22 protein-coding genes are annotated in these 21803 nt (G+C 35.2%); 7 read left to right on the forward strand and 15 right to left on the reverse strand.

Features of this window, described 5'->3' with window-relative positions; genetic code table 11:
* Positions 1–2: 2 nt before the first annotated feature.
* The 5 genes from AC6CHK_RS07475 to era form a co-directional block, all read right to left on the reverse strand.
* The gene (locus AC6CHK_RS07475; RefSeq protein ID WP_498095010.1) at positions 3–941 is read right to left on the reverse strand and encodes a T6SS effector amidase Tae4 family protein; all 939 of its coding nucleotides are present in this window, start codon (positions 939–941) and stop codon (positions 3–5) included.
* Positions 938–1540 (reverse strand): hypothetical protein, encoded by a 603-nt coding sequence (locus AC6CHK_RS07480; RefSeq protein ID WP_498095011.1) that lies wholly within the window; start codon positions 1538–1540, stop codon positions 938–940. Before AC6CHK_RS07480 ends, AC6CHK_RS07475 begins: the two co-directional genes overlap by 4 nt.
* A 92-nt stretch (positions 1541–1632) precedes the next feature.
* Entirely contained in the window at positions 1633–4035 is a 2403-nt protein-coding gene (locus AC6CHK_RS07485) for an alpha/beta hydrolase family protein (protein WP_498095012.1), read from the reverse strand.
* Positions 4036–4163: 128 nt separating this feature from the next.
* Positions 4164–4592 carry a DoxX family protein gene (locus AC6CHK_RS07490; protein ID WP_498095013.1) on the reverse strand — a complete coding sequence of 143 codons (429 nt, stop codon included), beginning with the start codon at positions 4590–4592 and terminating at the stop codon, positions 4164–4166.
* A 67-nt stretch (positions 4593–4659) separates the two neighbouring features.
* Positions 4660–5535, reverse strand: coding sequence for a GTPase Era (era, locus tag AC6CHK_RS07495; protein WP_498095014.1), 876 nt, complete (start codon positions 5533–5535; stop codon positions 4660–4662).
* A gap of 148 nt (positions 5536–5683) precedes the next feature.
* Between era and AC6CHK_RS07500 the strand changes: the two genes are divergently transcribed.
* The 3 genes from AC6CHK_RS07500 to AC6CHK_RS07510 all read left to right on the forward strand — a co-directional run bounded on the left by AC6CHK_RS07500 (position 5684) and on the right by AC6CHK_RS07510 (position 7383).
* Positions 5684–6250, forward strand: coding sequence for a Crp/Fnr family transcriptional regulator (locus tag AC6CHK_RS07500; RefSeq protein ID WP_498095015.1), 567 nt, complete (start codon positions 5684–5686; stop codon positions 6248–6250).
* A gap of 68 nt (positions 6251–6318) precedes the next feature.
* Positions 6319–6645, forward strand: coding sequence for a DMT family transporter (locus tag AC6CHK_RS07505; protein WP_498095016.1), 327 nt, complete (start codon positions 6319–6321; stop codon positions 6643–6645).
* A gap of 30 nt (positions 6646–6675) precedes the next feature.
* Positions 6676–7383, forward strand: a complete 708-nt coding sequence (locus AC6CHK_RS07510) for a T9SS type A sorting domain-containing protein (protein WP_498095017.1) — start codon at positions 6676–6678, stop codon at positions 7381–7383.
* Positions 7384–7424: 41 nt separating this feature from the next.
* Here AC6CHK_RS07510 and AC6CHK_RS07515 read toward each other — a convergent pair whose 3' ends face one another.
* The 5 genes from AC6CHK_RS07515 to gpmI all read right to left on the reverse strand — a co-directional run bounded on the left by AC6CHK_RS07515 (position 7425) and on the right by gpmI (position 12363).
* A complete protein-coding gene (locus tag AC6CHK_RS07515) occupies positions 7425–8195 on the reverse strand; it encodes a class I SAM-dependent methyltransferase (protein WP_498095018.1) in 771 nt (256 codons plus the stop codon).
* Entirely contained in the window at positions 8195–9004 is an 810-nt protein-coding gene (map, locus tag AC6CHK_RS07520) for a type I methionyl aminopeptidase (protein WP_498095019.1), read from the reverse strand. The genes AC6CHK_RS07515 and map overlap by 1 nt, the downstream gene beginning before the upstream one ends.
* Positions 9005–9163: 159 nt before the next feature.
* Entirely contained in the window at positions 9164–9595 is a 432-nt protein-coding gene (locus AC6CHK_RS07525; RefSeq protein WP_498095020.1) for a BT0820 family HAD-type phosphatase, read from the reverse strand.
* Between the two features lie 96 nt (positions 9596–9691).
* Positions 9692–10672 (reverse strand): acyl-ACP desaturase, encoded by a 981-nt coding sequence (locus AC6CHK_RS07530; RefSeq protein ID WP_498095021.1) that lies wholly within the window; start codon positions 10670–10672, stop codon positions 9692–9694.
* Positions 10673–10821: 149 nt separating this feature from the next.
* Positions 10822–12363: a 2,3-bisphosphoglycerate-independent phosphoglycerate mutase gene (gene gpmI / locus AC6CHK_RS07535; RefSeq protein ID WP_498095022.1), complete on the reverse strand. Its 1542-nt coding sequence runs from the start codon at positions 12361–12363 to the stop codon at positions 10822–10824.
* 115 nt (positions 12364–12478) lie between these two features.
* On the opposite strand from gpmI, the gene AC6CHK_RS07540 reads away from it, so the two are divergent.
* Entirely contained in the window at positions 12479–12802 is a 324-nt protein-coding gene (locus tag AC6CHK_RS07540) for a translation initiation factor (protein ID WP_498095023.1), read from the forward strand.
* Here the strand turns inward: AC6CHK_RS07540 and AC6CHK_RS07545 are convergent, their stop codons facing one another.
* The 3 genes from AC6CHK_RS07545 to AC6CHK_RS07555 all read right to left on the reverse strand — a co-directional run bounded on the left by AC6CHK_RS07545 (position 12803) and on the right by AC6CHK_RS07555 (position 17895).
* Positions 12803–13702: a leucine-rich repeat domain-containing protein gene (locus AC6CHK_RS07545; protein WP_498095024.1), complete on the reverse strand. Its 900-nt coding sequence runs from the start codon at positions 13700–13702 to the stop codon at positions 12803–12805.
* 56 nt (positions 13703–13758) lie between these two features.
* Entirely contained in the window at positions 13759–15903 is a 2145-nt protein-coding gene (locus AC6CHK_RS07550; RefSeq protein ID WP_498095025.1) for an alkaline phosphatase PhoX, read from the reverse strand.
* 159 nt (positions 15904–16062) lie between these two features.
* Positions 16063–17895: a cytochrome-c peroxidase gene (locus AC6CHK_RS07555; RefSeq protein WP_498095026.1), complete on the reverse strand. Its 1833-nt coding sequence runs from the start codon at positions 17893–17895 to the stop codon at positions 16063–16065.
* Positions 17896–18044: 149 nt separating this feature from the next.
* Between AC6CHK_RS07555 and AC6CHK_RS07560 the strand changes: the two genes are divergently transcribed.
* The gene (locus AC6CHK_RS07560; RefSeq protein ID WP_498095027.1) at positions 18045–18899 is read left to right on the forward strand and encodes a nucleoside phosphorylase; all 855 of its coding nucleotides are present in this window, start codon (positions 18045–18047) and stop codon (positions 18897–18899) included.
* Between the two features lie 38 nt (positions 18900–18937).
* Here the strand turns inward: AC6CHK_RS07560 and AC6CHK_RS07565 are convergent, their stop codons facing one another.
* A complete protein-coding gene (locus AC6CHK_RS07565; RefSeq protein ID WP_498095028.1) occupies positions 18938–19795 on the reverse strand; it encodes a hypothetical protein in 858 nt (285 codons plus the stop codon).
* A gap of 25 nt (positions 19796–19820) precedes the next feature.
* Complete coding sequence (locus tag AC6CHK_RS07570; protein ID WP_498095029.1) at positions 19821–20375, reverse strand: DNA-3-methyladenine glycosylase I; 555 nt, start codon at positions 20373–20375, stop codon at positions 19821–19823.
* Positions 20376–20510: 135 nt separating this feature from the next.
* Between AC6CHK_RS07570 and AC6CHK_RS07575 the strand changes: the two genes are divergently transcribed.
* Positions 20511–20810, forward strand: coding sequence for a hypothetical protein (locus tag AC6CHK_RS07575; protein WP_498095030.1), 300 nt, complete (start codon positions 20511–20513; stop codon positions 20808–20810).
* A gap of 121 nt (positions 20811–20931) precedes the next feature.
* Entirely contained in the window at positions 20932–21741 is an 810-nt protein-coding gene (locus AC6CHK_RS07580; protein ID WP_498095031.1) for an enoyl-ACP reductase FabI, read from the forward strand.
* The last annotated feature ends 62 nt before the right edge of the window (positions 21742–21803 follow it).

Here is a 21803-nt window from a genome sequence, read left to right on the forward strand (position 1 = left end):
ATTTAATTTAGAACCCACACTCTTATAGACTTCACTCCACCTTTAGGTTGTGCATATGCACCAGAAATACATATTCCATTTACGATCGCATCGACATGACCAGAATATCCTGCTCCTCCTTGATTTGAAGGTCTTGGATCTGCATTTTCTATTACATATATTCCATTTTTTCCTTCTAAAAAATTCATCACTTTTGTTAAATTATTTGCATCTGCACCCTCTAATTTATATGGTGTATCACCAAATTTATCTTTCATAAATCTCAAAAAACTTGTTGCTGCTAATATATAATTTTTTCCGTCACCTCCTTTTTGAGTTAATTGTAAGTTTCCTTTTTTAATAACAGGAATATTTATACCTGAATACAATAAACCTCTTGATCCTCTTATTGCACAAGCATTTTGGTAGGATCCGGTTGTATCGTTTAAATGACTATTATATAATGATCCCCCTGCGAGTTGATAAACTTGGGGCGCTTTCATTTCTTTCCAATAACCATTTTCTTCTATTTTTGGAAATGCAGAGTACCACTGAGAAAGAGTTGGTAAAGCTTGTTGAACAACTGGTGTTTCATATTCTATTAAATTAGGATCTACATATTCTCCATCTTGTCCTTGTGGTATTCCCATAAACCAATTTTCAAATTGAGTAAATGTTATATTAGGATTAGTAACAAAAACATTTGCTGCAAACTTTGCAAATTCAACACTTTCGGTTAAATAATACGAGTTCATAATATAGCTCTTTATCTCTCCTGAAAGATTTGAATATCCCGGGATATTTCTCAAAGCATTAAACAACTCAGGTGACGGAATATCTCCCGGGCTTCCGCCTCCTCCGTAGCCTCCGTCATTATAGATAGTATCTTGAGTACCATCATTAAAGCACTTAAGAATTGTAGTAGTTGTGTAATAAGGCATATCATCTCCTGTTGCTTTCAACCAGCTTCTCCCGGAAGATGATGCTGATCTAACTTACATCTAACAGCACCAACTAAAGTTTCATAAACACATGTTGTTTTCGCAGATCCATTATTACTTGCAACAGATTGTTTGGGTATTCCTTCTTCAAAAACCACGCTCCCTAAATCTAAGCCATCAAGAGATTTGTAATATACAACACCCGTAAAATTAGCCATTGAATAGTTTTTGAATTGGGATGCAGAAATATATTCTGCTTTCATTGCTACTGTATTGTTATCTTTTACAGTATAAATAAGGACAGTAAAATTTTTGTTATCGGTATTTTCAAATATAGTACTGTAAGAAACGGTTGCTTTATCATCATTAGCAAGCACAAAAACTGTTTTTTCTTCTGAAATTGTCACTGCCTGTTTACTTGACAAATTAGTTTTTAGAAAATTATTCTTAATAAAATTACCAAAATCAGGCACGTCTTTTAAGTTATATCTTCCTGTAGTGATTTTGGATGTAGTAAGAGATGTATTTGAGCTTTCATCATTTACCAAAATATCTTCCGATCTACAGTTCAACAATAAAAACACCAATGCTAAAAGCATTAAACAGTTAATTTTTTTCATATTTATGTTGTTAATTAATTTATTTTGCAAGTATAAGACTTTTTTAACAATCATAAACAAAAACCTCGCTTATTCAAGCGAGGTTTTACAATTTATTTCTTCAGACATTTCTCCAGAAACTGATCCTGTTCCCACAGAAGGTGAAGAATATTTTCTTTGGCTGCATAGCCGTGAGATTCTTTCGGAAGAAGAACCATCTTTACAGGTGCTCCAAGGTTTTTCAAGGCCTGGAAATATCTTTCGGTCTGCAATGTGAAAGTTCCCGGGTTATTATCTGCGTCGCCATGTACCAACAACATTGGTGTTTTCATTTTGTCGGCATTCATAAACGGAGACATTGTGTTGTAAATTTCCGGAACATCCCAATAATTTCGCTGCTCGCTTTGGAAACCGAAAGGCGTCAAAGTTCTGTTGTACGCACCACTTCTGGCAATTCCACAGGCATAATCTTTAGAATGTGTCAAAAGATTGGCGGTCATAAATGCACCGTATGAATGTCCACCGACAGCCACTTTATTGCGGTCGATATATCCTAATTGGTCTACGGCATCAATTGCAGCTTTTCCGTTGGCAACCAATTGTGGAATGAAAGTATCGTTGGGTTCAGTCTTTCCTTCACCAATGATCGGGAAAGCGGCATCATCAAGCACAGCATATCCTTTGGTCGTCCAGTATACAAAAGATCCGTAATAAGGAAATGTAAAGTCGTTCGGATTTTGGGTATTCTGTCCTGCTGTATTTTTGTCTTTATATTCCGTAGGATAAGCCCAGATCAATAAAGGAAGCTTTTCTTTTTTTGCTTTTCTGTCATAATTAGCCGGTAAGTAAAGCGTTCCGGTCAAAGTAACGCCATCATTTCTTTTATAGGTGATTACTTCTTTATAAACATCTTTAATGCTTTCAAACGGATTGGCAAATTGCGTTACCGGTTCAGATTTATTAGATTTGATATTCTTTTTAAAATAATTCGGATATTGGCTTGCCGACTGTTGAATTGTCAGAACTTCTCCTTTCGAAGGATTGATAATGTCTATGATTTCTTCTTTGGCATTTTTAAGGTTTGAAGTATACAGTCTTTTCTTTTTTAAAGATTTCATATCCATCTCATCAATAAAAGGATGCTGGCCGTCTTTTGTAAAACCGTCACCAATTAAATAAGCTTTATCCCCTTTCATATCAACTACATATCTTCCGAAATCATTCTTTGTAGTATTAAAGCTTCCAGGATCATTGTAAACATCCTGATAATTTCTGTCTTCAATTACCTGAGCTTTTCCATTATTCAGATCTACCAGATACGATTTTGTATTTCGTGTGTCGTACCAGTTTTCCGAAACGATGGCGTAATGATTATTCGTCCAGCTCGTGCCACCATATCTTTGTTTTGTTTTAAAGAAAGATTTTGGAGCAGTCGCAAACGGCGCTTCCCATGTAAAGATTTCATCTCTGAATTCGGCATTTTTCGACTGATCGCCTCCATCCAAAGCTTCCGCAAACACTAAAGTTGCGGGCTGATCACTTCTCCAGCTCATGTCTCTTTTTCCTGTTCTTACGGAAGAAAAGCCTTTAGGCATGATTTCATTTAAAGGAACTTCATTTACCACTTTTACTACATTTCCTTTGGCATCATAAACGGTAGATGTCATCGGAAACCTGCTGAGCGGAACAATATATGAGAAAGGTTTTTTAATAGTTGTGAGCATAAGATAATTTCCGTCCGGAGAATAGCTTATTCCTGCGTAGATATCCTGGTCTTTTATTTTCTTTAGATTCCCGTTCAGATCGGCGGTATACAATTCTGACGCGGTAAGTATTTCAAAATTCTTTTCATCCTGCGGATTTTTAAGCAAATCCTGATACGTTCTGTTTTGAGAAACTTTTCCGTCTGCCGTGGAAACAATCGGGCCTGTAGGCAAGTCTTTGGAAGAATCAATCAATTGAGGTCTGTTTTCCGGCAGAACTTTTACTAAAAGACTTTGAGAATCTTTCATCCAGCTATACGGACTTCCCAGATTGGCATTTAAGTTATCTTTTGTGATCTTTTTAGCAGTTGCAGTTTCAAGATCGACAACCCAAAGCTCAACTCCTTTGTCGGTAGTATTGGTAAAAGCTAATTTCTTTTCATCCGGTGAAAAGGAAGTATTTGTGATTTTGGGATTTGTGGGCAAGCCTTTTACCTGAGTTTCATTCTTGTCATTCATCTTTCTTACTTTCAGATTGTAAGAATAAGATGTTGTACTTGAAATATTGGTAACCGGATTGATCCTTAAACCGCCAAGCCTCATTTCCTGCTGATTGAGATCATCCAGAGTTTTATAAGTCGGGCGATATACAAATACGATCCAGTTTTTTTTAGAATTGGTTAAAACACTTGGTGGCCTTTCATAATCTGCAAGCTTCAGGATTTCTGCAGATGGTTTCTGATAAGAAATATTTTCCTGTGCTTCATAAAAGTTTAGAAATGCAAGCAGGCAGATTGTCAATTTGATCTTCATTATCTTTTGATTTTTCACGAATTTAATGAAAACTTCTTAACCAAAAAAGATATAATTTTGAAACTAATCTTTAGACAAATAAAAAAGCAACAAAAAATTGTTGCCCTGTATATATTTTTTAATAATTTTTACCAATCTGAAGCTCTTCTTCTTTTTTCGATCATGCCATCAATCGAGATTCTTCCGGCGCCAAAAGTAATCAGCAAAAGATAAATTCCAAGATAAAGAAAGCTCATTTCTCTTTTTTCAAAAGGATCTGCACCATGCACAACAAATCCCGCAATTATCATGGTAAACATCAAAAATCCTACTGCAATTCTCGTAAATAATCCTAAAATAAGGAAAATAGAACATACAAATTCTGCAAAAACCACTAAAACAAGTGTAACTGTAGGTCCCAAGCCAAGAAAATCATAAAACTTGATATCTCCGCCTTCAAGAAGCATCTGAAGCTTTGGATAACCGTGAGATAACATGGCAAAACCAATAAATAATCGCACGATTAATAAAGCAATGTCTATAATGATCGGATTAGTTTTTGAGTTTGAATAGCTCATGGATTAAAAATTTTAAATAAAGATAATAAAAATCTTTTAGTACAACGATGAATATTGACTTTTTAGTCTATCTGTAACCGAAATTTTTCAGGTCACGATCGTTTTTACGCCAGTCTTTTTTTACTTTAACAAACAGATTTAAATGTATTTTTTTTGAGAAAAACTTTTCCAGATCCAATCTTGCTTCCGTTCCTACTTTTTTGATCGCTTCTCCTTTATGGCCGATAATGATCCCTTTTTGGGTGTCTCTTTCTACATAAATAATAGAATCGATGAAGATGATTCCTTCTTTTTCTTTAAACATTTCGGTAACAACTTCCACAGAATACGGAATTTCTTTGTCGTAATTCAGAAGTATTTTTTCGCGAATGGCTTCATTTACAAAGAACCTTTCCGGCTTATCCGTATACATATCTTTATCATAATATGCAGGACTTTCGGGTAACATTGATTTTAATTTTGGTAAAATAACATCCGTATTGAAAGCATTCAACGCAGAAATGGGAAGAATTTCAGCTTTAGGAATTCTCTCGTGCCATTCGGTAGCTATTTTTTCAAGACCTTCCTGATTGGTCTGGTCAATTTTATTTAATAACAATAAAACCGGCACCGGAATTTTATTTAATTTTTCAATTAAGAATTCTGATTGTTCGGCTTTATCGGTAACGTCTACAATGAAAAGAAAAACATCGGCATCCTGTAAAGAATCTTTTACAAAATCCATCATTTTTTCCTGCAAACCGTATTTAGGATCCAAAACTCCCGGCGTATCGGAAAATACAATCTGTAAGTCTTCTTCATTATAAATCCCAAAAATTCTATGTCTGGTTGTCTGCGCCTTTTGTGTTACAATAGCCAGTTTTTCACCCATCAATTGATTAAGAAGAGTTGATTTTCCGGCGTTTGGCTTTCCAACGATATTTACAAATCCTGCTTTATGCATATAAAAAAATTAAATCGCTTTTATTACGAATCGCAAAGTTAGTAAAACAAAATCGGTCTTGCGACCAATATCAAAATTAGATGCCTAAAAAAGTCTATTTTTGAACTAAATTATTTATTCCAAATAAAACCACATTAGGAAATACTTTATGGATATTGACAAAATAATTGACAACATATACCCGCTTCCGAAAGATTCGAAAGAAAGTTTGAAAGAGCATATTTCCGAAATCAGTTATCCGAAAGGTTTTTGCTTGATGGAAGCTGATAAAATAATTCCTCATATTTATTTTTTAAAGAAAGGAATCGTGCGTGCGTATGCTTCAACAGAACATAATGATATTACGTTTTGGTTTGGAACAGAAGGCGAACCTGTTGTCTCAATGAAAAGTTATGTTGATGAAAAACCAGGTTACGAAAACATCGAACTTTTGGAAGATTGTGAATTGTATCGACTCGAAACCAGGAAGCTAAAAACGCTTTTTAATGAAGATATTCAGATTGCCAATTGGGGAAGAAAATTTGCAGAACGTGAATTGGTAAAGACCGAAGAACTTATTATTTCAAGACAATATAAAACCGCGCTGGAACGGTATAAAGATTTGATGAAAGAAAAACCATACTTATTGCAAAGAGTTCAGCTTGGTCATATTGCATCATATTTGGGGATCACGCAGGTAAGCCTTAGCAGAATCCGAGCGGAAATAAAGTTATAATTTTTTATCATTTGTAAAATTTTAATTCAGATCGAATACTGAACTTTGCACTATAAAATTATGTACTTATGAGTTGGATTATATTAATCATTGCAGGATTATTTGAAGTGGGTTTTGCTTCATGTTTGGGAAAGGTAAAAGAAACTTCCGGAAGCGAAATGTATTATTGGTTTGGAGGTTTTTTAGCATGTTTAACGATAAGTATGCTGCTACTTATAAAAGCCACACAAACCTTGCCGATCGGAACCGCTTATGCAGTGTGGACGGGAATTGGTGCGGTAGGAACGGCTTTGGTAGGAATTTTCTTCTTTAAAGATCCTGTAACTTTCTGGAGAATATTTTTTATTTCAACTTTAATTGGCTCGGTGATAGGATTGAAAGCTGTTTCGCATTAGTAAATTTCGTATTTTTATAAAAACGAAATCATGAAGAAAATTTTACTTTTCACTCTTTTCAGTTGCCTATCATTTGCACAAAATCCTGAGCTTTTCAGCAATAGCTGGTATATTTCGCAAATTGTAATGAACGGACAAACGACAACAACTCCTACAACAGGTCCTGTTTCGCCTTCCAATTTTAATTCAATTGGAAATAATATGCATATTTTTAATTCTAGTTATTTTAATTCTGCTGGCTCGCATATTACTTTTTCTTCAACTTCTGATAGTTTTACAAGAAACTCATCAAGCTGTACATTAGCTGTATATGAAGGTGTAAATACAGCGGAAGTACGAAGCTATGATGGAAAGAACTGTAATTTTTATACTTATAATAATCCGAATGTCGGTAATATTCTCAATTACGAAATAATAAATAACGCAACTTCTAAAACGTTGATCATTACAGATCCTCTTACAGGAAACAAAATCTATTACAACAATTCTTTTCTATCTACCGCTGAAAACGTCAATAAAAAAACATTTGTAATTTATCCAAATCCTGCTAAACAAATCTTAAAGGTGGAAGAAATTGAAAAGAATTTAAGTGTAAAAGTTTATGAAATGACTGGCAAATTATTGTATGAAACTTTTAGTAAAGACAAAAATATTCAAATTGATGTAAGCAGTTTTCAGAAAGGCCAATACATTTTGGTTGTTGAGAATTTTAAGCCTCACATTTTTATTAAAGAATAAATGTTATAAACAAAAACATCTTCGTATTGAAGATGTTTTTATTATTTTTTCTTGTAAACAACTGGCAAAATCTCGTTGTGTCTTAAGCCATATTTTTGAATTTCAGCTTCGGAAAACTGTTGAGAATAAAAATTGACTTCCGCTTCAAACCCAGCTTTACGAAGGCGGTCAAAATAATCCATTCCGTACCAACGAACGTGGTCGTATTGCCCGAAATGTTTCTGACGTTCTTTTGGGTCTTTTATTGTAAAATCTTCATACGTTTTTTCCAGCGAATTTTTCATCGGAACCTGAAGAATTCCCCAGCCACCCGGTTTTAAAACACGATACAGTTCGCTCATTGCTTTGGCATCATCTTCAATATGCTCCAAAACGTGATTACAAAATACAATATCAAAAATTTCATCATCAAACGGAAGGTTCAAAATGTCAGCTTTCACATCAACAATCGGAGAATATAAATCTGCCGAAATATAATTGAGATTGCTCATTCTCTTAAACTTTCTTAAGAATTCCTGTTCGGGAGCGATATGCAGAACTTTATAGTTTTTAATAAAAAAGTCGGTCTCATTTTGAAGGTAAAGCCACATTTGGCGATGTCTTTCGAGGCTTAAAGTTCCCGGTGACAAAGCGTTTTCTCGTTGTTTTCCGTATCCGTAAGGAAGAAATTTGCGATAAGAACGTCCGTCAATAGGATCATAAAATTCGTCGCCCTTAAAAAATCTGTAAATAAGCGGACGTGCCCAAACACTCATCTGAATAAGCATGGGACGCGGAATTTTATTCAGTAAAAATTTTGTTACTTTTTTCATTAAAAATCCATTTGAAATGGCTTTTCTTCATCACTTTCTATTCCCAAAGCTTCGTAAACATATTTGAAAGTAGAAAGCAAAACAGGTTTTCCGTTGATTACAGCCACATCATGCTCAAAATGTGCAGAAGGCTGATTGTCTAAAGTCGTTACCGTCCAACCGTCATTATGAAATTTCACTTTTTCAGTTCCAAGATTTACCATCGGTTCGATAGCGATCGTCAAACCGTCTTTAATGGTTTTACCACTCCCCTGTCTCCCGTAATTGGGAACTTGAGGATCTTCATGCATTTTTCTGCCCAAACCATGACCAACCAATTCTCTTACGACTCCGTACCCTTCTTTTTCGCAATGTGACTGAATCGCATACGAAATATCGCCAATCCTTTTTCCTCTCACACATTGTGCAATGCCTTTGTAAAGTGACTCTTTGGTTACCTGAAGCAGTTTTTTGACTTCCGGTTTTACTTCACCAATTTCAAATGTATAAGCATGATCGCCTACAAAACCATTTAAAACAGCGCCGCAATCCACAGAAAGCACGTCACCTTCTTTTATTTCTTCTTTATTTGGAAAGCCGTGTACAACTTGCTCGTTGGGTGAAATACAAAGCGAATTTGGAAATCCACCGTAACCTAAAAATGCAGGTTCAGCACCATGATCTTTAATGAAATCATGCGCCAGTTTATCTAAATACAAAGTGGTAATTCCTGGTTTGATCTCTTTTGCCAACATACCTAATGTTCTGGAAACCAACTGCGCACTTTGCTTCATCAGACGAAGCTCGTCTATCGTTTTTAATTGAATCATTGTAATAGATGTTAGATATTAGATATCAGATGTTCGACAAAACTTAATGAATCTTTTTAAGTTAAATTAAACTTCAATTATCTAATTCTTTATGATAAAATTAAAAGCAGTATTAAAAAACTAATTTCTAATTACTAACTTCTAATTTCTAAAATTATTCTACCAGAAAAGTCCTTTTTTCTTTTCTTTTTTTAGTTTTGAATAGGCTAAAACTTCTTTTCCTTCAACACGGAATTCTATTCTTTCATTGATGATATTATAAATTTCGCCCCATCCCGGAAAACCTCCTAAATTTCTGTCGTCGATAAACCAGTCTGCATCCAATTTTCTGGATTGTGCTTCGCAATCGAAAACTTCTCCTTCAAAACTTGAATTGACAGCATAAAATTCTACTCCGTTTTTTCTGCAAAATTCTACCGCTTCATCAAGAGTTTTGCCGTGTCTATATGTCCAAAGGATCAATCTGAAACCTTGAGCCTGCAATTTTTTTAATGTTTCAAACGCAAATATTTTAGCTTTTCCAATTGCCGGATATGCATCATCTACAATTGTTCCATCGAAATCTACAGCAATTTTTTTATTATTTAACATTTTGTTGTTTTTTTAGCTGGGCAAAGATAATAAATAAATAAAAGAGTGCCGAAAAACATCCGGCACTTCAATTTATAATTTATTGTTAAAGTCTAATTATTTTTTAACCCAGCTAAACTCAAACTGTAAATCTGGAGTAGAAATCCTGTCTGTAATTTTCTGTAATCTTGATGGGAGCTTCATCAGATATTCCTGAGCTTTTTCTGCTTTTTCTGTAAGACCTGTAATATGCTCGATCTTCCATTCGTCAAGAAGGTCTTTCATGATATTGATGTAATCCTGGCCTGTATAAACCATACATCTTTGTGCCGCATCTGAGAAATGTCCCCAAAGCTCACCTGCTTTCTGACCAGATTGTCTCATCATGTGAGCCGGCATAACGATTTTTTTACGCATCATATCTTCAAATGCTAAAATCATTTCCGATGGATCTAATTCTAAAATTTTAGTTACGAAATGCTTATATGCTTTTGCGTGTCTTGCTTCATCTGCTGCAATTACACCACACATTTTTGCCAGTTTTCCGTTACCAGACTGTTTTGCCAATGTACCTACTCTTCTGTGAGAAACATTGGTTGCTGTTTCCTGAAAACTTGTATACACGAAGTTTCTGTAAGGATCCATACTGGTTCCGATATCAAAACCATCGCTGATTAAATATTGTGTCGTGATCTCTACCTGTCTCATGTTTACTCTGCCACACAAATAAAGATATTTATTCAATAAATCTCCGTGTCTGTTTTCTTCGGCAGTCCAAGATCTGATCCAGCTTGCCCAGCCCGGTCCACTTTTTTCCTGATCAATTCCGTCAACACTCATCAACCAAGATTCATAAGAAGGTAAAGCTTCTTCGGTAATACAGTCACCAATTAATGTTACGAATAAATCATAAGGCATTTCACGGGCAAAAGTTTGGATTTCGTCTAAATCATATTTAAAGTTATCGCTGGAAGGATCGGGCAAATAATCTGAAGGTTGCCAGATTTTCTCAATTGGAGTCAAAAACTTATCGAGAAAAGAGCCAACTTCCTTTTCCAAAATACCCATTACTTCTTTTCTTACCAGAATATTATACATTTCTAAAAATACATTTATAATTTACAAAGATATGATTTATTTATTATTTGAGACATAATATCATATGTGCCTCATAATATGTCTGATATAAATCATAAAAAATTTCACTTTTTCTTACTATAACGGCGATTGCGTCACATTATTATCAATTAACTCACTAAAATTTCTCCTGTCATTATTGCAGGAATTTCAACTTCCATTACGCTCAAAATAGTTGGAGCAATGTCGCCTAATTTTCCTGGTTTTAAATTCCAGTGCTGATCTTTATCCATTACAATTAAAGGCACAAGATTGGTGGAGTGCTGTGTATTCGGGGTTCCGTCCGGATTTACCATAACATCCGAATTTCCGTGATCTGCTAAAATGAAAACCGCATATCCGTGCTCAAAAGCTGTAGTTGCAACTTTTTCAATACATTGATCTACCGTTTCGGCAGCTTTTACAGCCGCTTCAAAAACTCCTGTATGACCGACCATATCTGTGTTTGCGAAATTTAAACAGATAAAATCAGCTGTTTCGTTTTGTAATTCGGGAAGAATCGCATTGGTAATTTCGTAAGCTGACATTTCAGGTTTAAGATCATAAGTCGGTACATCTTTCGGGCTTGGGCAAAGTAATCTTTTTTCGCCATGAAAAACTTCTTCGCGGCCTCCCGAAAAGAAAAATGTAACGTGAGGATATTTTTCTGTTTCGGCAATCCTGATCTGGGTTTTTCCGTTTCTTTCAAGAATTTCACCCATTGTTTCTTTTAAAACTTCTTCATCAAAAACAACATTTACATTTTTATAGGTTTTATCATAATTGGTGAGAGTGACGTAATGAAGATCCAGCTTTCTCATAAAATATTCAGGCATATCGTGCTGACAAAGGACTTCGGTAATTTCGCGGCCTCTATCGGTACGGAAATTAAAACAGATCACCACGTCATTATCTACAATGTTACCGACTGGGACGATATTTCCCATCTGAGTTTCTTTAACAACAATAATTGGTTTGATAAATTCATCAGTAATTCCCATATTATAAGAAGCCTGAATCGCCGAAATCGCATCACTTGTCTGTAATCCAACTCCTTCTGTCAAAGCATCATAAGCCAATTTTACACGTTCCCAACGTCTGTCCCGGTCCATTGCATAATATCTTCCGGTTACCGTTGCCAGCTTACCTATTGTATGCTCCATATGATCCTGAAGCTCTTTTATAAATCCTAAGCCTGAAAGCGGATCACAATCTCTGCCGTCTGTAAATGCATGAACATAAACATTTTCGTTCAAACCAAATTGTTTGGCCGCAGAAAGCAAACCTTTTAAATGATTGATATGTGAATGCACGCCTCCATTGGAAACCAAACCGATAAAGTGTACATTTTTATTTTCTCTTTTTGCATAAGCGAAGGCTTCCTGGATGATTTTTTCCTGGCCCAAAGTGCCGTTTTCAACGGCCATATTGAGTTTTACCAAATTCTGATAAACCACTCTTCCCGCTCCAAGATTCATATGTCCGACTTCAGAATTTCCCATCTGTCCCAATGGAAGTCCAACCGCAAGGCCGCTCGCTTCTAAAGTTGTATGAGGAAATCTGTGATAACAGCTATCTATAAATGGTGTATTTGCTTTATCTAATGCAGAAACATCAGGGTTTGTGCCCAATCCCCATCCGTCGAGGATGGCCAATATTGCTTTTTTCGACATTTTTATTACTTTTATTATACAAATTTATTTATTTTAGGATGAATTGAAGAATTTGACCTGCATAAATTTGAATTCAAATAATTCAAGTATTCATTATTATTTTTAATTTTGCTTTATGGATTTACGAGATCAACTAAAAAACCTTTTTCCTGAGCATGAGGAGCAAGATTTTCAGATGCCTGAAGAACAGTTTAAGCAAAAAGAACCTTTGGTTTGCAAGTTTGAAAAAAAAGGCAGAAACGGAAAACCCGTAACGATCGTTGAAGGCTGGGAAGGCAGTGAAGAGGATTTGAAGAAAATTTCTAAGAAAATAAAAACCACGTTGGGAATCGGCGGTTCGGAAAAAGACGGAACGATCATCATACAAGGTGACAATCGTGATAAAATCATGAATATCTTAAAAGAAATGGGCTTTAAAACAAAAAGAGTCGGCGGATAATTAAAAATAAATCTGGGTATTTGGCAATAATTTTTTCAGCTTTTCTAAAGTTGATTTTTCTATAGGATTTCCTGCTAAAATAAGAGTTTTGAGCTTTTTCAGACGATTTATTCCTTTGGGAAGATCAGTCAGTTTGTTGTTTGCAAAATTCAGGCTCGCAACATTTTTGAGTTTTTTGACTGCCGAAGGAATTTCCTTTAAATTATTATCGCTCACGTTGAGAAACTCAAGATTTTCAGACCGAAACAATGTTTCCGGAACCTTATTCAGCATATTATTTTGCAATTCTAAATATTTCAGGTTTTTCGGTAATCTCAATTCTCCCAAATCATTGATCTGATTGGCTGAAAGATTTAAATATTTCAAATTTTTTATCTGATCCAAATTTTCTGAAATAAAACTTATCTGATTGCTGTGAAGATTGATTTCTTCCAACGAAGGAATTTCCAATAAAGCTTCAGGGAAAACATTAAGATTATTAGCATCAAAATGAACTACTTTCAGGTTTTGAAGCTTCGAAATATTAGAATTAATATTGGTAAGGCTGTTAAGATTTATTGAAAAAGTTGTCAGTTTTTGGAGTTCGCCGATTTCATCAGGAATGAATTTGATACTGTTTGCGTTGGCATTTAAAATTTCTAGATTTTTCAGCAAAAATATTTCTTTATCCATTTTCTCAAGATTGTTTCCCATGATATTCAGGAAAAAAAGAGAATCCATTTTTTTTAGTTCCGGCGGAAGATTATACAAACCTTTGTCACGAAAACTCATGCTGTACACAACATTTTTAGTTTCGAGCGCTGCGTTTATATCTGTATAAGTTGGATATTTTACAGGATCAATCTGCGCGTTTATCTGACTAAACAAAAAAACGGTAAATAAAAGCAATATTTTTTTCATAAAATAAAAAGCCACCGGCAAAGAAACTGCCGGCAGCCAAGAAAGAAAATTAGTAATTATTTTTTAAGAACTTTCACGGTTTTCTGGAATCCATCGGCTTCTATATTCACCATCAAAATTCTTGAAACCTGAAGCTGAGACGTAAGATCTAAATCTAATGAAGAATTGTTTTCGGCAAATTTCTTCTTATAAACAATTTTACCATCCATGCTGTAAGCGGTTACTTCAAGATTTTTCAACGGTTTTGGTGCGTTTATTTTTACAATACCTGATGTGGGGTTTGGAGCTACTGTTACTTCATTTTGTGAAACCGGCTCAGCGGTACCCAACGAGCCACTTGTTCCCAAAAACTGCTGACGAGCGATAACGATTGTTGCAGATTTTCCACTGTAATCAATTGTATTTCCTGTTGCATCAATATCTGTCCCGATGCTTGAAGACGGATGCTGAATGGAGAAGAAACCAAACTTATGATCAGGTGTGAAAGTAAGACCTGTAGGCTCTGAACCTGCCGGCATTGAAGCAAATAATCTTACATTCGGATTTGTCGGCGTATGATCCGGACCTACAACCCAGATGTAATTTTTGCCACCATCCTGTAATACCCAAAGATTTCCAAGCTCGTCGAAAGTAAGATTGTCATTTCCGTCTCCCCAAGCTTCTGTTTTCATTCCTTGTGCGGTATTGAAAGAATATTGAGTAGAAGCGCCTCCAACGAAAACTTCAACTTGAGAAGCCGTCATTCCGTTATCCTGCATACGGTATACTTTATCTAATCCTTTTGCTGTAAAATATACTTTTCCGTCAATCGGGCTTATTTCGATATCTTCTACTCCATTAAAAGATGTTCCGCCTAAAGATTGTGCTAAAGCAGGTGTATTGTTTTGATCAGCCTGTATTTTATTAGGAACCTGAATCCAAGTTGCAGTTGTGCCAACAGGATTTCCGTTGCTTAATCCCTGATCTAGTCTTAAAACATATAAATTACCTGATGAAAGGTTGTTTGGAGTATCCATCACATATTTATAAACCATATGTGTTCCACCGTCTTCTCCGTAATAAGCTACCGTTCCGGCATCATTTACCACTACATTTTCATGATTCATGATTCCCATCTGCCAAAGTTTTCCTTTTGTGCCATTGGCGTTCATAGAAATCACCTGTGCTGTTGCAGGATCAATCTCAACAAGCCAGCCATAATCTTTGTAACCGTCTGCATTGATGTCATTACCTGTTACAGATTCTTCTGCGGTAACGATGGTTCCCCAAGGTGTTACTCCGCCCGAACAGTTTCTGATTGTCTGTACCAAACTCGGCGTAGAAAAGTCAACCGCTCTTGATTTTGTTAATTGCCAAAGCTTTGTTGCAGCATTATAATTGATGTCAGCTATTGTTACTCCTCCAGGATTTGTTTCATGGTTTACTGAAAGATATCCGTCTGTACTGCTTGCATTTTTCGCAACATAACCCGTAAAGTCATTTAAACCACCCACAAGACCTCCGCCTTCTGTGTAATTATCTCCTTCTTTAAGAATTAGCTGAAATTTATGTTGTGCTGGAATAATAAGCTTCGAAGTCTGAGCCGTCGGAACAATCGATGTAAAACAGCTGATATGTGTTCCCGTACATGAAGCGACAGGTGGCGTCGTAACTGTAGTTTTAAGATATGCATCCAATCTCAAATCTGAACTTGAGGCTCCTCTGTTGTGCAATTCAATAGAGATCCTGTTAACTCCCTGTACAAATTTAGCTTTCGGAATTGAAAACATATTATATACGCTTTCGGCTGAGCCGTCAACAGTTGTGCTGGACAATGTACTAAACGTAATTGCACCGGCCGGCATATTGTCTCTCACCACTTCTTCACCATTCAGATAAACAACAATACCGTCGTCTCTCATCACGCCAAGTTCCATCGTGTCACTCAAATCTGCTAAGTTTACTATGAAATCTTTAGCAAAATAAGCCGTAATCAAACTATTGCTGATCGTTGTCGTTACAGGATCGCCGTATCCTAAAGGCCCGTTTCCTGTCGACCATGTCGAAATATTATAATTTGCACTTTTCCATTGGTCTGCCAATGCGACATTGGTGTCGTTGTAGCTCCAAGATGAGCCTTGTGCAAAAATTGTTGATTGCGCCTGAAGTGCCGAACTTGTCATGCATGCAAGTGCCGCAACTGTGAGTAATCTTTTTTTCATTTTTAAATACTTTTATTAGACACTACAAAGCTATTTTTTTACTGTGAAGCCTCTATTAATAGTGTTTTAAATAAACCCCGATCAATATTAATAAATCTCAAACCTAATGTTACGTGAATTAATAAATCGTTAAATAATCCATAAATGATAAATGTTCAATTACTGTTTCGTTTTGCTCACATCCGTTAAAGAATTCAGGAAAGCGATGATTTGCTGTATTTCCCCTTTTGTAAGATCCAGCTTATCCGGCGGAAGTGTTTGGTTATTCATTTTCAAGCCCAATCCTTCGCCGCCGCCTTCATTATAAAAGTCTAAAACTTCTTCTAAAGTCGTAAAAGCTCCGTTATGAAAATAAGGTTTTGTAAGTGCAATATTCCTTACCGTCATTGTTTTGAACGAATTTTCGTAGATCCACGAACTTTCTTTTTTCACGTTGCTGTTTATTCTTCCTTTATCCGAATCTATTTCTAAAGGCAAAATATTGATTGGCTTTTTGGTAACTCCTAAAACTTCAGATTCATTTTCATTAAAAAATGGCGGAACCAAACCTGAAAAGTGCGGCGCAAAATGACAGGTTGCACAATTGGCTTTTCCCATAAAAAGATTAAAACCTTTTTTAGCGTCTTCAGAAATTTCCTTTTCATTTCTCATAAAACGGTCAAAATCACTGTCGAAAGAATATAAAGAAGCCACATAAGAACTTAAAGCTTTAGAAAAATTCTGCTTACTTATTTCTCCATTTTTAAAAGCTTGTTTGAATGTTTTTTTATATTGAGGTTTATTTTTCAGCTTTTTGATGATGCTTTCGTAGCTTGTGTTAAATTCCTGATCGTTGTAAATCACATGCTCCGCCTGCTGCTCAAGATAATATGCCCGCATGTCATAGAAAAATCTTTTGGCAAAAACCGCATTGTAAAGAGACGGCGAATTTCTCAAAACAGTTTTTCCATCGACATTGCTCAAGGATTTAGTTTTAAGGTCTGTAAAAGCATTTTCGGGTAAATGGCAGGTTGCGCAGCTCATTTTTCCGTTGTCGCTAAGATTTTGATCGAAAAAAATCTCTTTTCCCAACTTCCGAAGTTCTTCATTATCTTCCGAAGGCTTCAGAATTGTGTAAAAATAAGGATCTAGAAAATCACTGCTGAAAAAGTTTTTGTTGCCCGGATTCCATCCTGAAAATTCTTTTAAATCATCCGGATTTCCGTCCCAACTGCCCAATTCTTCGTATAAAGGCTGAAGATATTTTTTATAAAACTCAATTCGGTCAAAGGTTTCAAAGTCTGTATTTTCAGAAAGATATTTTTCGCTTTCAATAAGTAATTTTTCAGCTTTTAAAGTGTTGAAGCTTTTAAAATAAGGTTCATTTTTAATATAATTTTTCATTCCTTTAAGAGCAAAAGATGCTTCTTCGGAAATATTTAATGAGCCCGGAGTATCGAAACCTGTCAATCCTAAAGTATATATTCTGATCAACTCTATTCTTAAAGATAAAGTTTTATTGTTGCTTTTACTTAAACCGTTTTTTATTGCACTTAAATAGAAATTATTATAGCTGTTGTAAAGAAAATCTGTGATTTCTACGATTTTATCTTTTTGTTCGGCAGCTTCCTCCGAAAAAATAAGTTCGTCAAGCACCTGCAAACCTTCCGGCGGAAGCGTGTAAGCCGATGTTCCTGCTGCTTCAATCCGGAATAAAGGTGCGGCATTCAGGTGGGTTTTAGCAAATTCGGGATAATGATAGGCGATATAAAATTCTATTTCTTTGTACGAATTTCTTGTATTTTTAAGTGATAATTGTAGATTTTCAACGGAAATTTCACCTTCCCGGAAAAGATCAGCATCTGTTTTTAATTGCCCAAGTCTGTCTTTAAAGCTTCTCAAACCTTGATTAAGCATCGTGTTTTCAGTTTCCAAACCTTTGTAAACAGGATTAAATGACATTACTGAAAACCCGGTCAGCAAAACAGCAATAAGCAACAAATACAATCTCATAAAATTTTTTATCCGTAAAAGTATTGCCTTTACATTACCACAGTTTTAACAGTGAATTAAGTAATGTTTATATTTTCATTTCGGGTATTTTCACTATTTTTAAAATCCTAAAAGAAATCTGTTACAGATTTAAACTAAAAAAATATTTTATGCTCAATAAACTTGCTGCCTCCGAACTTATTTTGAATGAAGACGGAAGCATTTACCACCTTAATCTTTTGCCGGAAGACATTGCTGATAAAATCATTCTTGTGGGCGATCCGGACCGGGTTCCTAAGGTTTCAAAATATTTTGACACCATAGAAATCAAAAAAAATAAAAGAGAATTTTATACACATACAGGAACTCTCCGCGGTGAAAGGATTTCGGTTTTATCTACCGGAATTGGCACGGAAAACATTGATATTGTGATGAATGAGCTTGATGCTTTGGTGAATATTGAGCTTAAAAATAAAGAATTCAAAACTGAACATACGTCTTTACAATTATTCAGAATGGGAACCTGCGGCAGCGTAAATCCTGACGTAGAAGTTGACAATATGCTCGTCACTCAAAATGTTGTCGGACTAGACGGTTTAATGAATTTTTATCAGGATTATGTCTTTGAAAACGAGTTTTCAAGAAACTTTTCAAATCTCTTTCCTTATGAAAAGATAAAACCGATGCTTTATTTTTCAGAATGGTCTGAAGAACTTGGTGAACTTTATAAAGATGCAAAGTATCACGGAAATACAGCGACTTTCCCGGGTTTTTATGCGCCACAAGGAAGACAGCTTCGTTTGAAAGCTTTGGACGAACAGTTTCTGGAAACACTAAATAACTTAGGAATCACCAATTTTGAAATGGAAACTTCTGCGATTTATGCTTTTTCAAAATTATTAGGCCATAAAGCAATTACGGTGAATAATGTGATTGCCAACAGGAGGCGTGGAGAATTCTCAAAAGATCATCATCTTTCAGAAAAAAATCTGATTGAATGGGTTTTGGAGCGGATTATTAATTAGACAAAAACTGCTGAAAAAATTTTCAGCAGTTTTTGTTTTTAGTTTGGACAGTTTTTTTCGTATTCTTTTACGATACCAATATAAAATTGTGCTTCATAGAAAAATAATTTTTTCCCTATATAATTCAACCGCTCTTCTTTATCTAAATCAAGTTCACGTGCTTTTTTCTTCACTTCTTTTCTGTAACTGATAGCATCTTCCTTAATTTTCTTCTGAAATTCTTTATCATCCATTTTCTTGCGGAAAGATTCAAGATATGCGTTGAATTCAGAACATTCTTTTCCTGCAGCTTTAAAAGCATTTACGAAATTATCAAAACTTCTATTTGTGTTGAAAAGTTTAATATCTAAAGGAGTTACGGCAAATTGTTCATCATTATTCTTCAGATAAAACGTAGAATAAACATATTCGCAGTTGACAAAATTATTTTTTTTCCTTGAAGGACCAGAAACATCCTGACAAATAAAATTTGCTTCACCATAAATACTTATTTTCCCGTCATAAATCTGCGGCATATACAGAACTTGTTTAATGTCTTTTAGCACATTATTTCGGTCAAATTGTCTTATAGCTAGACGTTCAAAGGCAATTATTTCGTCTTGATCTTTATCTAGAATCTTCAACATTACAATGTCTTTTGAGTTTATTTTTTCTGTAGGTCCATCTTCGGAGGTCTTGAACTCAATTTTCACATTCGTATTTTGATTTCCGCCAAAAACTTCTTTGAAAGTGCTTATCGAGGGAAGCGTAACGCGTTTAAAAAGAACAGTCATTTTACTCCCATCACTTTTTGTAATTTCAACAGGCGCATAATCACTTTTCTTTTTATCTGTTTTTTGTGAAAAAATGGCGATCGATGCAACTACAGAAATTGCAATGAATAGTTTTTTTATCATATAATTTAGTTATTAGTTTTCTTTTTTATCGAACCCAACATTCTTTAATATGGTCATTCACCATTCCTGTCGCCTGCATGTGCGCATAAACAACGGTAGAACCCATAAATTTGAATCCTCTTTTTTTCAGGTCTTTTGATAAAGCGTCAGAAATCTCTGTAGTTGCGGGAATGTTTTTTAATGTTTCAGGATTGTTATCAATAGGTTTTCCGCCTACAAATCCCCAAATGTATTTTGAAAAGCTTCCGAATTCTTTTTGTATTTCCATGAATTTTTGCGCATTGGTAATGGTTGCCAAAACTTTCAGACGGTTTCTTACAATTCCGGGATCCTGCATGAGCTGCTCAACTTTTTCATCATTATATTGAGCAATTTTTTTATAATCAAATTTGTCAAATGCTTTTCTGAAGTTTTCTCTTTTGCTTAAAATGGTATACCAGCTCAAGCCCGCCTGGAAGCTTTCCAGAATTAGAAATTCAAAAATAGTTTCGTCATCATAAACGGGTTTTCCCCATTCTTCATCGTGATATTTTCTGTATAAATCGTCTTTCTCACACCAGCCGCAACGTATTTTTTCCATAAACTTATTTTAGCCAAATATAATACAGATTGAGAAAAGATAATGAGAAGATTATGAAAAGTTTAACAAACATTTTCTCTTTTAGGAATAGTTATTGTTTTAAACTAAGCAAATAACACTTAAATAAAAAATATTATGGACAATCAAGATTACAACAAAGCGGAAGATGCAGTAAATAATACAGAAAATTCTTTGAAAAATACTGCCAATGATGCAAAATGGAAAATAAGTGATCTGGCTGATAAAGCAAGAGATTATATCAACGAAAAAAGAAATAATGATGAGGAGGCAAATCAGGAAGATTGGTTTGACAGAGTAAAAGCAAATGCTGCCGATACTTGGGAAGATATTAAAGACGGCGCCAATGATGCGTGGGAAAAAACCAAAGATGCTGCTGAAGATGTAAAAGCAGAATGGAACAAAAAGACCAACTAAGATTAAGTCTTTTCAATATATTATTCAAAAAAAACAGAGTCTTTTCGTGAGGCTCTGTTTTTTATTATGCTCTAAACACAAATTATTGCTACATTTGTATATCAATAAACATTAAAAAATTATGTCATACGGTTTACTTAAAGGCAAGAAGGGAATTATTTTTGGAGCCCTTAATGAACAATCTATCGCATGGAAAGTTGCTGAAAGATGCCATGAAGAAGGTGCTGAATTTATTTTATCCAACGCTCCAATTGCTTTGAGAATGGGAGAACTGAACGGTTTAGCAGAAAAAACAGGTTCTGAAGTGATAGGTGCAGATGCTACTTCTACAGAAGATCTTGAAAAACTTTTTGATGCCGCTACAGCAAAATTCGGAAAAATAGATTTTATACTTCACTCCATAGGAATGTCCGTAAATGTAAGAAAAGGAAAGCATTATACTGAAATAAACTACGACTGGTTGGAAAAAGGCTGGGATATTTCTGCGGTTTCTTTTCATAAAGTAATGCGTGTGGCTTGGGAAAAAGACTGCATGAATGAATGGGGGAGTATCTTGGCGCTTACTTATATTGCTGCACAAAGAACATTCCCGGATTACAACGATATGTCCGATAACAAAGCGTATCTTGAAAGTATTGCAAGAACTTTCGGATATTATTGGGGTGAGAAAAAAGTACGTGTAAATACAATTTCACAATCCCCAACTCCTACTACTGCAGGCAGTGGCGTAAAAGGTTTCGGAGGTTTCCTAGGATATGCAGAAGATATGTCGCCTCTTGGAAATGCTACCGCTAATGAATGTGCAGATTATTGCGTAAGTCTTTTCTCTGATCTTACCAAAAAAGTAACAATGCAGAATCTTTTCCATGACGGAGGTTTCAGCAGTACCGGAGTTTCTCAGAAAGTAATCAGCAAATATGATACTGAATAATCAGCAATTATATTTTATCAATAAAAAGCAAATCGGCGGCACCTTTTGGTGCCGCCGATTTT

The organism is Chryseobacterium sp. GQ58 (genome assembly GCF_059758895.1).